Source organism: Ruminococcus sp. MCC718 (genome assembly GCF_018783905.1).
Lineage (GTDB): Bacteria > Bacillota > Clostridia > Lachnospirales > Lachnospiraceae > Hominisplanchenecus > Hominisplanchenecus faecis.
Window position 1 is genome coordinate 42727 of the sequence record NZ_WQNP01000060.1, and the last position, 15787, is coordinate 58513.

13 protein-coding genes, 1 tRNA gene, 1 other RNA gene and 1 pseudogene are annotated in these 15787 nt (G+C 44.7%); 3 read left to right on the top strand and 13 right to left on the bottom strand.

Translation table 11 applies throughout. From position 1 onward, the window contains the following. Window positions 1-24: 24 nt before the first annotated feature. The 7 genes and pseudogenes from GPK60_RS07345 to GPK60_RS07375 form a co-directional block, all read right to left on the bottom strand. The gene (locus GPK60_RS07345) at window positions 25-1287 is read right to left on the bottom strand and encodes a DUF4179 domain-containing protein (RefSeq protein WP_215659180.1); all 1263 of its coding nucleotides are present in this window, start codon (window positions 1285-1287) and stop codon (window positions 25-27) included. Window positions 1288-1296: 9 nt separating this feature from the next. Continuing rightward, window positions 1297-1818, bottom strand: coding sequence for a sigma-70 family RNA polymerase sigma factor (locus tag GPK60_RS07350; RefSeq protein WP_147632907.1), 522 nt, complete (start codon window positions 1816-1818; stop codon window positions 1297-1299). Window positions 1819-2053: 235 nt separating this feature from the next. Next, window positions 2054-4357, bottom strand: a complete 2304-nt coding sequence (locus tag GPK60_RS07355) for a hydratase (RefSeq protein WP_215659181.1) — start codon at window positions 4355-4357, stop codon at window positions 2054-2056. Window positions 4358-4487: 130 nt separating this feature from the next. Next, a pseudogene (locus tag GPK60_RS07360) lies at window positions 4488-5081 on the bottom strand (ATP-binding cassette domain-containing protein); the annotation flags it as partial. A 16-nt stretch (window positions 5082-5097) separates the two neighbouring features. Beyond that, window positions 5098-5835, bottom strand: coding sequence for a tyrosine-type recombinase/integrase (locus GPK60_RS07365; protein ID WP_022118231.1), 738 nt, complete (start codon window positions 5833-5835; stop codon window positions 5098-5100). Window positions 5836-5842: 7 nt separating this feature from the next. Continuing rightward, window positions 5843-7711 (bottom strand): D-alanyl-D-alanine carboxypeptidase family protein, encoded by a 1869-nt coding sequence (locus GPK60_RS07370; protein ID WP_215659182.1) that lies wholly within the window; start codon window positions 7709-7711, stop codon window positions 5843-5845. Window positions 7712-7825: 114 nt separating this feature from the next. Beyond that, the gene (locus GPK60_RS07375; RefSeq protein ID WP_147632911.1) at window positions 7826-8422 is read right to left on the bottom strand and encodes a nucleoside recognition protein; all 597 of its coding nucleotides are present in this window, start codon (window positions 8420-8422) and stop codon (window positions 7826-7828) included. Window positions 8423-8554: 132 nt separating this feature from the next. Here GPK60_RS07375 and GPK60_RS07380 point away from each other — a divergent pair. Both GPK60_RS07380 and GPK60_RS07385 read left to right on the top strand, forming a co-directional pair. Then, window positions 8555-8640: transfer RNA gene (locus tag GPK60_RS07380), tRNA-Ser, on the top strand. 93 nt (window positions 8641-8733) lie between these two features. Further along, window positions 8734-9591: a homocysteine S-methyltransferase family protein gene (locus GPK60_RS07385; RefSeq protein WP_173866189.1), complete on the top strand. Its 858-nt coding sequence runs from the start codon at window positions 8734-8736 to the stop codon at window positions 9589-9591. A gap of 174 nt (window positions 9592-9765) precedes the next feature. Here GPK60_RS07385 and ffs read toward each other — a convergent pair. The 6 genes from ffs to GPK60_RS15515 form a co-directional block, all read right to left on the bottom strand. Further along, window positions 9766-10027: signal recognition particle sRNA large type (gene ffs, locus GPK60_RS07390), an RNA gene on the bottom strand. 60 nt (window positions 10028-10087) lie between these two features. Then, complete coding sequence (gene nadA, locus GPK60_RS07395; protein ID WP_173866190.1) at window positions 10088-11005, bottom strand: quinolinate synthase NadA; 918 nt, start codon at window positions 11003-11005, stop codon at window positions 10088-10090. After that, window positions 11002-11553 (bottom strand): transcription repressor NadR, encoded by a 552-nt coding sequence (locus tag GPK60_RS07400; protein WP_022118586.1) that lies wholly within the window; start codon window positions 11551-11553, stop codon window positions 11002-11004. Before GPK60_RS07400 ends, nadA begins: the two co-directional genes overlap by 4 nt. Window positions 11554-11567: 14 nt before the next feature. Further along, the gene (gene nadC / locus GPK60_RS07405; protein ID WP_147632915.1) at window positions 11568-12419 is read right to left on the bottom strand and encodes a carboxylating nicotinate-nucleotide diphosphorylase; all 852 of its coding nucleotides are present in this window, start codon (window positions 12417-12419) and stop codon (window positions 11568-11570) included. After that, window positions 12412-13701, bottom strand: a complete 1290-nt coding sequence (locus GPK60_RS07410) for an L-aspartate oxidase (protein WP_022118588.1) — start codon at window positions 13699-13701, stop codon at window positions 12412-12414. The genes nadC and GPK60_RS07410 overlap by 8 nt, the downstream gene beginning before the upstream one ends. Before the next feature lie 92 nt (window positions 13702-13793). Further along, window positions 13794-13928 (bottom strand): hypothetical protein, encoded by a 135-nt coding sequence (locus GPK60_RS15515; RefSeq protein ID WP_264297096.1) that lies wholly within the window; start codon window positions 13926-13928, stop codon window positions 13794-13796. 48 nt (window positions 13929-13976) lie between these two features. On the opposite strand from GPK60_RS15515, the gene GPK60_RS07415 reads away from it, so the two are divergent. Beyond that, the gene (locus tag GPK60_RS07415; protein ID WP_215659183.1) at window positions 13977-15359 is read left to right on the top strand and encodes a CapA family protein; all 1383 of its coding nucleotides are present in this window, start codon (window positions 13977-13979) and stop codon (window positions 15357-15359) included. Window positions 15360-15787: the final 428 nt, after the last annotated feature.

The following is a 15787-nucleotide window of genomic DNA, read 5'->3' on the forward strand; positions in this document are numbered from 1 at the left end:
TGCCGGGAAACCAACGGTCAATTTTTATTTGTCAAATGTAATTTCTTTATGATACACTGCATGTTCTGCAATATATTCTTCATAGGTTTTCGTCTTTTTCTTTTCTTCGTAATCTTCGGAGAAGTAATATCCTTTCAGTTCGTTCATATATTCATCTTCATCGCAGAGGTAAATATTGACTTTCGAGGTATCATACCCGTAGGTCTGGCGGCAGTCGGTAATATCTCCGGCGTAGTCCATGCGTTCTCCGTTTGCATCGAAGACTTCTGCGAAATAGTATTTGCCGTCTGTCTCGCTTTTGTCTTTCGGATATACTCGCAGTTCATATCTGGTTTTTACGACTTTTTCCAGTCCGACTCCGTCATCGTTGACTTCGTTTACTTCCACGGTCTGTGTATCTTTTGTATCCAGTTTGACATTAAGATCAAAGTCCCAGTTTCCTTCGTAAATTTTTTCATCCGCAACCGTGAAGTTTACATTGTCAAAGCGAATGGAATCCAGTGCCATATGGCAGGTAAAGGTATCGGTCGGTTCTGTCTCCAGAGAACTTAAATCTACTCGCAGCATACCGGCAAAGGTGTGATCGTCCACAAATTTTCCTTCCATATAATTAAATAAGAATGTTTTTTCATCCGGCATGAAGCTGAAGGTATTCTCTCCGCTGATGGCTGCCTGGTCAAAGTTTAAAATATAGTCTTTGACATGATCTTTGATTTTTATATCTTCTGGAAATGGCTCTTCACTGTAAAGGCTCATAGCAATGTACATGGCATTTTTATTATAGTAAACTTCGGATAATGTCACAGTAATGCCATTGGATGTCTTTGTATAGGCTCCATCTGCCGGGACTTCCGAATCATCATCAATTCCTGTATTGCCATTTTTGCTGTCTGCATTTTTTACTGTTTTGTCCGCTTTCTGATCTGCTGTGTTTTCTGTGGACTGTGTCAGAGTTTCTGCAACCTGACTGAAATCTCCTTTTACGCTGGTGTTGTTTTCCACCTGTTCAAAAATGTGACCGATCAGTGGCATTTTTGCTGCAAAAGATGGATTGGAAATACATAACACCGATGCCAGTGCCACCGCAGCTGCCATTCCCATTCCAACTTTTGCCGTTTTTCGAAACGCTATTTTCTTCCGTCTCTTTTTCCCCTCTTCAATGCCTGCCCGGACCCGCTGATCCAGATCTTCCGGCACCGGAATCTTATCAAAGCCTTCGATCTGTTCCGGATTTTCGATATATTCAAATGTTTTCTGTTCTTTTTTCTGTTTCTCTCTATTCATCATTACGAACCCCTACCCTTCTTCTAAGATCAGTTTTAATTTTCTTTTTGCTCTGGAAAGATCTGATTTAACAGTCCCTTCTGCTCTTCCCGTATAAGCTGCAATTTCGGAAATTTTCTTATCTTCAAAATATTTCTGTTTTATGATAGTTCGATACGGCTCTTCCAGAGACTCAACTGCATTGTGCAGATCGATGATCTCTTCACGGCTTGCCCCGCCATTCTCTTCTGCTCTGTCCCGTATCTCCGCATCCAGGCTTCCGATTTCTTTCTCCGCTTTTCGGAACATTTCGTTTGCACAGTTATAAATAATGCGTGTCATCCATGTGCGGAAATAGTTCGGATTTTTCAGATCTTTGATGGAAAGCATCCCGATGGTAACGGCTTCCTGGAAAACATCTCCCGCCAGATCTACATTTTTTACATAGCAGAATGCATTCCGGTAAAAATAGTCTTTATGAAGCTGTATCAATTCTCCGTAAGCTTTTGTATCGCCTTTTTTGGCTTTCCGTATCAGCCACGCTTCGCTGCTCATGTTTTATCACCTCCCAGGTTCTATGCCGGATTTTTTTGTATCCTGCATTTTCTGTAGGTTAGATGCTCTCCACCGGTAAAAGGTTGCAATGATGCAAAATTTTTTGCCCCCAACATCATTTTCATAAAAAGGACGGCAAATTTAAAATCTGCCGTCCTTTTTATTTTAGATGCCAGGGTAAGCGTACGAAGTACGAATTCGTATGACACCTTTTTAATCTTAACCTCTTTATTTTTTATTCTTCTGAAGAATCTCTGTAGTAGTTGATCAGACATCCTTTGAGGATAATCGTTCTTTCATCATCCGTCAGCTCATCCATTTTCAGGGTGATTTCTTTTAATCCATCTCCGACAACATAAGCTTTCATTTCTTTTGCTTTGTCTTTGACTGCCTGTTTTACGTTCGGGATAAACAGGTAATCGCCGTTTGCAAACGGAAGCTCCCCTTTGTCAATGATAAATGGAAGCATACCCCAGTTGATCAGGTTGGAGCGGTATCTCTTTGTCGCATATTCGTTTGCGATGTTTGCCCAGCCGCCCAGTACTTTCTGACAGGATGCAGCCTGCTCACGTGCGGAACCATCTCCCGGTTTTACTGCGAATATCGTGCTTCCGATACAGGTATTTTCACTGTTCATATCCGGATATGCTTTTTTGATCTCATCCCAGACCGGTTTGAGTTCATCAAAAGCTTCACATGGACAGTTTCCGGCTTCGCGGGCTTTTTCTGCTTTCTGTATTTCTTTTGCACGTCCTACATATGCCGGATCTTTTCTGGAGAGTGCAAATTCTGCCAGTCCAAGCGGGTTGGAACGATAGGAAGATGTCTCTCCGGATGGAATCAGCTCGTCGGTTGTAGTAACCGGATCGTGGATCTCGGATACGACTTTCAATACCATATTTTCTGCCAGCGGTGCCATTTCCGGCCAGTCTTTGATGTTCGGACCAAACTGGATCTCCTGATCCGGATCTGCCACGCCCTTGCTGTCAAATACACGGTTTGCGTAAATAGAACTGTCGAAGTAATATTTTGGATTGCTGAAATCTACGTCCACATCGGTAGCCGCAGTCAGGTATCCTTTGTTTGCTGCAGTAGCTGCGATGGAACGTGCATCCATCAGTGCTACGGAAGAAATCTGGCCATTCTGCAGTTTGCTTCCTTCACGGTTCGGGAAGTTACGTGTAGAGTGACGGATACTCAGGGCATTGTTTGCCGGTGTATCACCTGCTCCGAAACATGGTCCGCAGAATGCTGTCTTCACGATCGCACCTGCTGCCATCAGATCTGCCAGTCTGCCGTTTCTTGCCAATTCTACATAGATAGGAGTACTTGCCGGGTATACGCTTAACGTAAAGGCATCTGCTCCGATGTTGGAACCTTTCAGGATATCGGCTGCCGCACAGATGTTTTCAAATCCGCCGCCTGCACATCCTGCGATGATTCCCTGCTCTACATAGAGTTTGCCGTTATGTACTTTATCTTTCAGAGAATATTCTACTGCTCCGCCAAGGCTGACTTTTGCTTTTTTCTCTACATCGTCCAGAATATCCATCAGGTTTGCATTCAGCTCGTCGATGGTGTAGGTGTTGCTTGGATGGAACGGCATCGCAATCATCGGACGTATCTCGCTTAAGTTTACATAAACCATGCCGTCATAGTATGTAACTGCACCCGGATTCAGTGCTTTATAATCTTCACTTCTGCCATGGATATCATAGAAATCTCTGATCTTGTCATCATCGGTTCTCCAGATGGAGGACAGGCAGGTCGTTTCGGTTGTCATAACATCCACACCGATACGAAAATCTGCACTCAGTTTCTCTACGCCCGGTCCGACAAATTCCATGACTTTATTCTTTACATAGCCATTTTCAAAGACAGCTCCGATGATCGCCAGAGCAACGTCCTGAGGACCGACACCTTTCATCGGCTCACCGTCCAGATAAATCGCTACCACACCCGGCATATTGATATCGTAAGTTTTAGAGAGCAGCTGTTTTACAAGCTCCGGTCCGCCTTCGCCCATCGCCATGGTTCCCAGTGCACCGTAACGTGTGTGGGAGTCTGATCCGAGGATCATCTTTCCGCCGCCTGCCAGCATTTCTCTTGCGAACTGATGGATAACTGCCTGATGAGGCGGTACATAGATTCCACCGTATTTTTTCGCACAGGTAAGTCCGAACATATGGTCATCCTCGTTGATCGTTCCGCCTACTGCACAGAGGCTGTTATGGCAGTTTGTCAGTACATAAGGGATCGGGAATTTCTCCAGTCCTGACGCTCTTGCTGTCTGAATGATTCCTACAAACGTGATATCGTGAGATGTCAGTTTGTCGAACTTAATCTTTAATTTATCCATATTACCGGATGTGTTGTGTTCCTGTAATATATTATAAGCGATTGTATTCTTCGCAGCCTCTGCTTTTGAAGGAACACCATCGCCCATTTTTTGTTTCAGTATTGCTTCTGCATCATGGTTATCTTCCACGATCTCGGTGCCGTTTACCAGATAAACCCCGCCGTCATATAACTTGACCATGTTCTACCTCCTGAAAATTCAAATCTTATTCACGAAACGGGCAGAATTCTGTCTTTTGCCCGCATAGGTAAAGTATAATCGCATCCGGCTAAAAAAGCAAGATGCGATTGTTTTCGGCATCAAACTTCTTTGCTTCATCTTTATCATGTGCAGCATAAAGTATGGTTGTGCCGTATCTTTCATGTAATTTTTCTATTTCTGTCCGGATCTGAACCTGAACTTTTTCGTCCAGACCATTTAAAGGCTCATCAAACAGAAAAAGTTTGGGTTTGCGGATGATCGCCCTGCCAAGAGCCACCCTCTTTTTCTGTCCTTCTGAGAGAATCTTCAGCCTGCGGTTTAACAGTTCTTCCAGTCCCAGCATATCTGCTGCTTCTTTTACAGCCGCTTCGATCTGCTCCGTGGAACATTTTTTCAGTTTCATTCCAAACGAAAGATTATCGTAAACGGTCATATTTTTATACAGACTGTAATACTGAAAAACCATGGCAATCTCCCGGTCTTTTGGTTCGACGTCATTGATCGGTTTTCCGTCCAGTTCCAGGATGCCTTCCGTCACATCTTCTGCTCCGGCGATCATACGAAGAACGGTGGATTTTCCGCATTTCGGAGAACCGGTAAGTATCACAAACTCTCCGTCTTCCATTTCGAGATTAAAATCTTTTACCGCCCAAAATCCATTTGGATACCGTTTGCTGACATGCCTAAGGGAGAGCTTTGCCATATTTTTTCTCCTGTTTTTATTTTGTGTTCTTGAAGTTATCCATCAGCTCTTCCAGCTCAGCGAGCAGACAGTCTACTCTGCCGTAGAAAGCGTCGTTATTGGTCGGATTATCCAGCTCTCTTTCGATATGTATCAGCTCTTCTGTCAGTGCATGGATACGGTTCTTTCCTGCATTGTCTTTGTAGAGCATGTAACGGCTTCTCTCATTTTCTTCCGGGGTCATCTTTTTCAGAACAACTTCTACGTTTGGTTTTTCTCCGATATAACGGTAAGTGATCGATGGTGATGCATGGTTCAGAAGATTCTGGATATAGTAAATATCGTTTGTCTCTTTGTAATATCTCCATGCAAAGGTTTTACGCATCGTCTGTGCACCGATCGCATTCAGTCCCATGCTCTTTCCGACGTTTTTAAATACGCGGTAAGCCTGTTCTCTGGAAAGCGGTGCCGGTGAACCGGAATGTCCGAGGATCAGATAAGCCTCCGGATCTTTGCCTTCTGTATACTGGCTGATGATCTCTTTGAGTTCCTGCGGAATCTGAAAAGTACGTTTGATATTTTTTGTTCCGATACTTGCTTCAATGCTGTCTTTATCCCTGATGTCTTTGTTGCGGAATTTCAGGATCTCCTGAAGCTGCAGACCGGTCCCCACTCCTATCTCAAATAAAATATAGTACTTGTCATCTACCTCTCTTAATTTCTGTTTAAATTTTTCAAGTGTTGTATCATCCTTGATCGGTGCTACCCAGTTCATACTCTTTTTAATCCTCCTCTTCTTTTTTCAGATCCTCTGTTTTTGGCTGTTCTGCCGGCAGGATCTCTTCTTCGGGTTTTTCTGTTGGTTTTATTTCTTTTGTTTCTTTTGTTTCCTGTGCTTCTTTTGCTTTCTGCCGGTCGATCAGCTCTTCCATTTCCCGTAATCGCTTCTCTTCTTCTTCGGCTTCTCGCTTTCTGCGTTCCTCTTTCTCAAGTTCTGAACGAATCTCTGACTCGATCTCCTGGAAAGATTTGCTGTCTATATTTTCTTCTATCTTTCTGCGCTGTTCTTTGTCCTGCTCGCGTTCTTTCCTTGCCAGCTTATCGTTTTTGTCACGCATGTAAGCGATGACGATAAGCGGGATCATAAGCAGGATCAGGATCATCCCTACCGTCGCAGACAGCATTTCGTGCTGATCTACCCAACCGTTGAAGGATGTCCATATATTCAGGAATCCAAATGTTATATTATCCATAAATTCATCAACTTTCTCTTCAAACCCTTTGCTGCTAGATGCATCTTTTTCCGGTGCTTCTGTACTTCCCGCTGTCTCTGTTTCACTGCCATTTGTGTCTGTCTGACCCTGCAGTGTCGCATCTGAAATTTCTGTCTTTTTCACCTCAAATGCCGGATTGTTAAACTTTAAGGTTTCCTCTCCGACTTCCCAGCCCTGATAACTGTAAACAATCTTGTTTCCGTCACAGAAACCTCGCTTCAGCTTGTCCGTTTTTAGTTTTTTCGGTATCGTAACGCTTACGGTACTTTTCCCTTCGACCGCCCGGATACCGGCTTCTTTCTGATCCAGAACGGATGCTGTGCCGAAATGACAGATACCTGCCAGCTGTCCGAGTGTTGTCGTATCAAGAGCCGCATCGACCTCTTCGTGGCGGAATTTGTCGAACCCGTAATCTAAAAGTTCCGCAGATTCATTAAAGGTTTTCCAGGAACCATTGACGCGAAGCTCAACACACACCAGCGTCTTGCCGTCTTTCTTTGCATAAGTAACGAGCGTGTTCCACGCTTCGTCCGTAAATCCCGTCTTGCCGCCCTCGCAGTTTTTGTAAGTAAACTCACCGTCTTCATAGAGCATTTTCTGGTGATTTACCAGCCAGCGGTCTTCTTTCATATATTTTGTTTTCGGGATTTTGTATTCGACTGTTTTTGTTATTTTCCGGAACAGCGGAATCTGAAAGGCTGCCTGAGCAATCAGTGCCATATCGTGGGCACAGGTATAATGTTTTTTGTTGTGCAGACCATGCGGATTGACAAAGTGGGTGTTGACGCAGCCAAGCTCTTTTGCCTTGTCATTCATCATCTTCACAAAATTGTCCATCGATCCGCCGACGTACTCTGCGATCACATTTGCCGCATCGTTTGCAGATGCCAGCATGATCGCATACAGGGCAGAACGGACTGTGATTTTCTCCCCGACGGACAGCCAGATCTGGCTGCTGTCCGAATCGATCGGAGCAAGTGCACTCTCAGATGCTTTCACTTTTGTATCCAGGTCACTGTCACTGATGTGTTCCAGGGCGACCAGCATCGTCATGATCTTGGTGATGCTCGCCGGATACAGTTTTGCTTCTGCGTTTTTGCTGTAAAGAAATGCCCCTGTATCCAGATCCATGACAGTTGCACCTTCTGCTTCTACCCGGGGACCCTGGGGCCATTTTTTCAATTCATTTGTCTCTATCGTCCAATCATATGCCTCTGGAGTTTCTTCTACATATTCCTCCGTCTCTTCTGTGTACGTCTCATCATACACCTGTTCATCCTGGGCAATATCTTCTGCCGCAAACAGAACAGTCGGAGAAATGGTTGCAAGTACTACGGCGATGATAAGAAGACATGAGAGAAAATTTCTTTTCTTCATATGCTATCTCCGTTGTTTTCTGAAGTGCAGTTATCTGCTTTCCTTTTAACCCTTGGTTCTAAGTATATTATAATCATCCTGTTTTTTCAAGATTGTTATTACAGGATAACACTGTCAAAAAGTATCTTTTGTCATTTTTTCTTTTATTTTGCAGAAAATAACCGCCGTTGCCGTGCTTACCAGCGTTGCTGCGATAGCCGCTCCGGTGATGGCAGAGGGATTGCTGCTTCCGTACTGACTGCGATAGGCGATCACGCTGACCGGTATCAGCTGAAGGGAAGAAATATTTAAGATCAGGAAGGTACACATCTCATTGCTTGCGACTTCTTCGGGCAGACCTTTTTCTTTTTTTATTTCTGCCAGTTCTTCCATCGCTTTTAATCCCGCCGGCGTTGCCGCTGATCCAAGCCCGAGAATATTTGCGATCATATTTGCCGCGATATATTCCTGTACCTTATGTCCTTTTGGAATCCCCGGGAAAAGAAAATGGATAAACGGCTTTAATTTTTCGGACCATTTTCTGATCAGCCCGGCTCCTCTGGCTATTTCCATCACGCCAACCCAGAGTGCCATCATTCCGGTCATGGTGATGCACAGCGTCACGGCATCTTTTGCCGATGCAAATGCCGCATCTGTCACTGCCTGCATATTTCCCGTGACTGCCCCATAGACGATCCCAAGCAGTATCATTCCTATCCAGAGATTATTCATATTATAGTTTTCACCATTGTGCTTTTATTTATTACAGTTTATGCACTTTTTTCATACAAAAATACATTCTCTGTTCTTTTTCCGGCTTGACTATTTTTTCCGCTGCATTTATAATGAAATGCGTATTCGCATGGAGACGTAGCGAAGTGGCCGTAACGCGCCTGACTCGAAATCAGGTTGTCCTCCGGGGCACGAGGGTTCAAATCCCTCCGTCTCCGCTAACTATTCAAATTAATATAAGTTTATACAAAAAAGTACTGTACGGCTCGTTCTATTCACAGTGCTTTTTCTTGTATAATGGAGGAAAATCTATGCAGAAACAGGATTTTAAGAAACTTTTTGAACATGGACCTGTAATTCTGGACGGTGCGACCGGCTCTAATCTCATGAAAGCCGGTATGCCAAAAGGTGTATGTACCGAAAAATGGGTTCTGGAACATCCGGATACGATCATCCAGCTTCAGAGAGCCTATGCAGAAGCAGGATCTCAGATCATCTATGCTCCTACTTTCGCTGCAAACCGCATCTCTCTGGCAAATCACGGTCTTTCTGATCAGGTAGATCATTATAACCACGCCCTTGTTGCTCTCTCAAAAGAAGCCGTACAAGGAAAGGCTCTGATCGCCGGAGATATCACCACGACCAGCAAAATGGATGCAGAATACGATGAGCTTCTTTCTGCCTATGAGGAACAGATCACCGCTCTGGTGGATGCAGGCGTGGATCTGCTGATCGCTGAGACGATGATCGGTGCAGACGAAACCATGGCAGTGATCGATGCCGCACATGCTGTCTGCGACCTTCCGATTCTCTGTTCTCTGACCATGCAGGCTGACGGCAGTCTTTTCTTTGGCGGAAATATTTTCGAGACAGCACCGATGCTCGAAGAGATGGGTGCAGATGCGGTCGGTATCAATTGTTCTACAGGCCCTGATCAGCTCGAAAATATTATCCAGAATCTTGCCGGCAGTCTCTCTGTTCCGGTCATCGCCAAACCAAATGCCGGTATGCCGACGATCAACGATCAGGGAATTGCTGTTTATGATATGACACCGGAGTATTTCGGCAAAAGCATGAAACGTCTTGTTGACCTTGGTGCCTCCATGGTCGGCGGATGCTGCGGAACAGATCCTTCTTATATTAAGGCACTTGTAAACGCAATCCGCTAAATTTTCTCTTACCCGGGTCGTATCCAGACCGAACGTATGTGAGGCTTTGCAATTTTATCAGCCGATCAGGTGTTGGCATAATAAAAAGACATACATCGCAGGATTTTTCTGTTTTGTATGTCTTTTTTATATAATCATGAATTTTTTCTTATTTTATTTGCTTGCATTTTTTTACCACGCACCGCACTTTGAACTTCCGCCACAAACGTTACTCCCACAGTTAGCTCAATCCAGGCACCCTCGCGTCACACAAAAGGTTCTGCTTAGTGCTGCTGCATTCCTGCCCTGACACGGTTCACAGATTTCTGTTGCACGAGACCCAAACGTCATCACCACTTATAGAAGGCAGCTTTGCAGCTAAAAACCCTCGGATTGGTATCACCCCTGCTGTAGCGGATTGCAGGTACAGGGCACCGCTATCTCCCCGGCTGCGTGGTCTAAGTTACTATATCGTGAATCCGCTGTTTTGTCAAGTTTTACTTCGGATTTTACCCCATCAGCCACCAAGCTCTACCATGCGGTTGATACATCTTCCTGCTCCTTCGAGCACGTTCTGCGGAAGGTGGATCTCTTCGCCGCCTCTTCCTTTCAGGCAGTTATAGACATCCATAAGTGTTGTGATCTTCATGTTCATGCAGGTGAGCGGAACTGCCAGCGGATAGAATTTTTTATCCGGACAGGCAAACTGAAGGTGTTCTACAATGCTGTTCTCTGTTCCGATGATAAATTCTTCTTTATCGGATTTCTTTGCAAAATCCATGATCCCTGTGGTAGATCCGACATAATCTGCTTTTTCGACAACTTCCTGACGGCATTCCGGATGGACCAGAAGCAGTGCATCCGGGTGATCTGCCCTTGCTTTTTCGACATCTTTTGCACTGACTACGATATGACGCGGGCAGCCACCTTTATAAAAAGCAAAGGTTTTTTCCGGAAGCTGTTCCGCTACATAGCGTCCCAGGTTCGGATCTGGAATAAACAGGATTTTGTCGTTTTCCAGATGACTGCAGATTTCCACTGCTGAAGAAGAAGTCACGCATACATCACATTCTGTCTTGAGTTCTGATGTTGTATTGATATACGCCACAACCGTATAGTCCGGATATTCTGCTTTTAGGGTGCGAAGACCTTCCAGATCAAGCTGTTCTGCCATCGGGCATCCGGCTGCAGGGTTTGGCAACCATACTTTTTTATCCGGGCTTAAAATTTTACAGGTCTCGGCCATAAAACGCACACCGCACATGATCACGCCGCTGCATTTGCTTTTGGATGCCTGTACGCTCAGTCCGTAAGAATCTCCCATATAATCTGCTACTTCCAGAATTTCCTGACCTTGATAAGCATGAGCCAGAATACATACATCCTGTTCTTTTTTCATACGCAGGATCTCCTGCTGAATTTCTGCTATTGTCATTCTTCGTTTCCTTCCTGTTTTGTATTCTGCTCCCATGGCTGAAGCGGTGCCAGGAGTCCTGCTTTTTTCAGTTGTTCTTCGATCAGATCCAGTCTCTCTTCGCTTGCTGCTTCAACCAGATGATAGTGATAACCGGATGTTGCATTACTCAGTGCACTGGAATTACTGTTGTTCAATGCGGTAATAAATTCATTTACATCCTGTCTTGACCTGATATCCATTTCTGCACTGACTCTTCCATAGACTCTGTGGCTGATACTGATATTGCAGATCCTGCCGCCACAGTCCACGATCAGATTCATTTCTTCTGCTGTCTGATCCGATTCATGACGAACTTTAAATTCACGGACGCAGCTGCTGTCCTGCTGTATCACATATCCTCTTGTTGTTGATAAAATTCCCGGAGTCGCTGCACGAATCACTGCCATATCCTGCACGATCACCTGGCGGCTGACTCCAAACTGGCTCGCCAGTTTTCTTGCAGCAACCGGTTCATCTGCATTCTGAAGAAAGTTTAAAATTTCATTTCGTCTTTCCGCAGTATTCATAGTCCCAACTCCTTTCAGACTGCATGAAGGTTCTTCATGGAAATGTCCAGAATCGGAGCAGAGTGTGTCAACGCTCCGCTGGATACGAAATCAACTCCGATTTCACGGATGCGTGCAATATTTTCTTTTGTAATGTTTCCGGAGCATTCCGTCTGTGCTCTTCCATCGATCAGTTCCACAGCCTGTTTCATCACTTCCGGTGTCATGTTGTCGAGCATGATAATATCTGCTCCGGCCTCCACCGCTTCTTTTACCTGCTCCAGGGTTTCTACTTCAATCTCGATTTTGCGTACAAACGGAGCATATTCTTTTGCCATTGTGATTGCTTTTGTGATGCTTCCGGCTGCACCGATGTGATTATCTTTCAGAAGTACACCGTCTGATAAGTTGTATCTGTGGTTGCATCCTCCGCCCACACGCACTGCATATTTTTCAAATACACGGCAGTTTGGCGTCGTTTTTCTGGTATCCAGAAGTGTTACTTTGCTTCCTTCCAGAAGTTTTGCGACCTGTCTTGTATAAGTGGCAATTCCGCTCATTCTCTGCAGATAATTCAGTGCCACACGTTCTCCGGATAACAGTACACGGATGTCTCCGGTAAGCGTTGCCATCAGCTCACCTTTTTTTACCTCATCACCGTCTTTGCATTTAAAATCAATTTCCGTTTTCTCATCCAACATCTGAAAAACTCTTGCATAGACATCCAGTCCGGCGATAATTCCGTCTTCTTTTGCGATCAGATCTACCGTTCCTTTTACCTCGGTCGGCATAACTGCATTTGTAGAAACGTCTTCACTTGTGATATCTTCCTGCAGTGCCATACGGATCAGCTGATCCGCCTGCATTTTCATAGTTATACTATTCATTTGCTTTTTTCATCCTCTCTATCTCATTCAGCACTTGTTTATGATACCCTTCCAAAATTACATTCTGGTCTTCATATTGATTCAGATCCAGTCGGTCCGGTCTGCACATCTCCGGTGCTTCTCCAAATATCATATCATCTGCTGCCCGTCTTGCAAAGACCAGAGATTCCAGAAGCGAATTGCTTGCCAGACGGTTCTTTCCATGGACACCATTGCAGCTTGTCTCACCGCAGGCATAGAGTCCACGCATGGAAGTCCGGCTGCTCAAATCTGCCTGGATACCTCCCATAAAATAGTGCTGTGCCGGAACAACCGGAATCGGCTCTTTTCTCGGATCAAATCCTTCCTCAATACAGTGCTGATAAATGTTCGGGAAATGCTGCATGATCGTTTTTTCACCCAGCGGACGCATATCTTCCCATACAAAATCAGTACCGTCCTTTTCCATCTGCTCAAAAATCGCCTGACTGAGCAGATCCCTTGGCTGCAGTTCATTCGTAAAACGCTGACCGTTTTTGTCATAAAGAAGTGCACCTTCGCCACGGACAGATTCTGAAATCAGGAAACGTCTTCCCGGTTTATGTGAAAATAAAGTTGTCGGATGGATCTGTATGTAATCCAGATGCTCTAATTTCACCTGATGTTTCATTGCAATACCAAGTCCGTCTCCGGCAATATGCGGATAGTTGGTAGAATTCTGGAAAAGACCCCCGATACCACCGCACGCCAGCACAACAAACTGGGAACGGATCGGATAAACATTATTTTTTGCATCCATTGCAATCACACCGCCGCAGATATTGTCTTTCGATATGATATCTACCATTGTCATATACTCACAGATTTCAATATTTTCTTTTGTCTTTACCTGATCCAGAAGCGTCTGCGTAATCTCTTTTCCGGTAATGTCCTCATGGAAGAGGATTCTTGGTCTGGAGTGTGCACCTTCTCTTGTAAATGCAAGCTCGCCATCCTCTGCACGCACAAAATCTACATTTCTCCACAGCAGATCACGGATGATATCGTTGGAACTTCGGATCATCAGATTGACCGCTCTTTTATTATTTTCATAATGCCCTGCACGCATGGTGTCTTCAAAATAGTCCTCATAATCATCTTCACCACGCAGCATGCAGATACCGCCCTGTGCCAGAAACGAATCTGACAGATCCGCCCCCTGCTTTGTAAGCATCAGAATTTTTTTTCTTTTTGGAAGATTCAGGGCACAGTAAAGACCTGCCGCTCCGGTACCTACAATAATGGCATCATAATATTCATTCATTTTCTTATACCTCTTTCCTGTCACGGATTTGTTTTGCCATGAGCGACATTATACTACTGGTCTTTGCACGTGTCAAGACACCTATATATTTTCTACTGCCTTCCTGTTTTAACTCCCATTACTTTTTTCATGGCATCAAAGAAGAATCTCTGCTCTTTTGTAAAAAGAACTGCTTTCACTCTTTTTTCACGGTTTACTTTTTCTTGTTTTTCCTCTATAATCACCATAGAGCAACCAGCCATGGGAGTTACTAAGTTTTCAGAAGGGGCAAAGTCATGGATAAAAACAAATTAAACCACAATGCTGACAGGGGCAGTAACAAACAGCAGCAGCTGTACCTAAACATCGCTTTTTTCGGTGTTTTCGCCTGTGCCGCCCTGATTTTTTTACTGCTGGCTTTTGATAAAATACCGCCAGTCAGTGAACACAAAAAAGCAGAAAAAGAAACGTTATCAACCGAAGCTCAGTCCGAGACCGGAACCGAGTCTGCCACACCGAAAGAAACACTTGCTGCTGAGACAAGCATCACGATCAGCCTGATGGGTGACTGCACTCTTGGCTCTGCTCCGGATTCTGACCAGTACAACAATTTTGATGCTTATCAGTCCGTATATGGTATTGATTATTTCTTCCAGAATGTGAAATCTTACCTGGAAGGGGATGATCTTTCCATTATCAACCTGGAAGGTGCACTGACAACCGCTGAGAATTCAGCCAGCAAGAGCGATGTTTATAAAGGAGATCCTTCCTATGTTTCCGCACTCTCTAACAGTTCGATCGAGGCTGTCAACCTTGCCAACGATCACACCGAAGATTACGGAACCGCCGGTCTGACCGAAACACAGACCACTCTGAAAGATGCAGGGATCACGACTTTTGGCAACGACGATACCTCTGTTCTTGAGATCAAAGGCATCAAGGTCGGACTTGTCGGTATATCTGCCATTGACAAACAGGTAAGTGAATGCAGGACACAGCTGACAAATGATATCAATGCGGTAAAAGAACAGGGTGCAAACCTGATCATCGTAAATTTCCACTGGGGAGCGAACGGCGAGACAACACCAGACAGCGACCAGACAACACTGGCACACGCAGCGATTGATGCAGGGGCAGATCTGGTAGTCGGACATAATCCTCACGTTCTGCAGGGTATGGAAGTTTATAATGGAAGAACGATCTTCTACAGCCTGGGAAGCTTCTGCGATGGTGTAAATATGTACCCGGACGACATGGATACCGTTATTTTCCAGCCGACCTTTACTTTCAGTGCAGGCAAAGAGCTGACCCAAACAACGAATTCCATCATTCCTTGCACGATTTCTTCCGACAGCACATTCAACAACTATCAGCCGACACCGGCCGAAGACAGTGAGAAGACCAGAATCGAAGAAAAAGTCAAAGAACTGAGCAATCAGATCGGAAACAGCATTTCCGGAGATAATTCCGATGCAAACAGTACATCTGACTCCGCAAATACCACGGATTCAAACAGCACATCCGGCTCAGATGGAAATACAACCGCTTCCTCTGAAAGCGAGACTTCTTCCGAGAGCGAAACTTCCTCTGAGACAAGTTCAGACGGAAGCAGCAGTGATGGCAGCAATAATTCCGCTTCTGACGGAAACGACTCCACAAAACTGTTTTTACCGGAATAAAAATTTACCGTTGGTTTCCTGGCAGATGTAAGGAATGGAAATGCCGCACATTTTAAAATACTGTTTGCAAATGAACAGTATTGCATGTGCAAATGAACGAATTCCCCGAAGGGCACGTAAAAGTGCCTTCTTGGGAATTGTTCATTTTGCACATTGCCATACTTTCTTGAACAGCCATAGTTTTTTAAAACACTTCATATCATATTTTACACGCTGGCAGGAAACAGCCTTTTGCCACGCTGGTGTACGCAGAAAGTTTTTAGAATCAAAACATTCCGCATCAAGATAGTAAAAAAGCAGAGGCACAGTGACGGCGGCAAATTTTCGTTACTTTACTTCTGCTTTTTCATGTTCTGTATTTTGGCTTGAGAAAGCTTTTCGCTTAAGCACTCACTGGCAGGCCAGGAGCTTTTGGCAATGTGCAGACG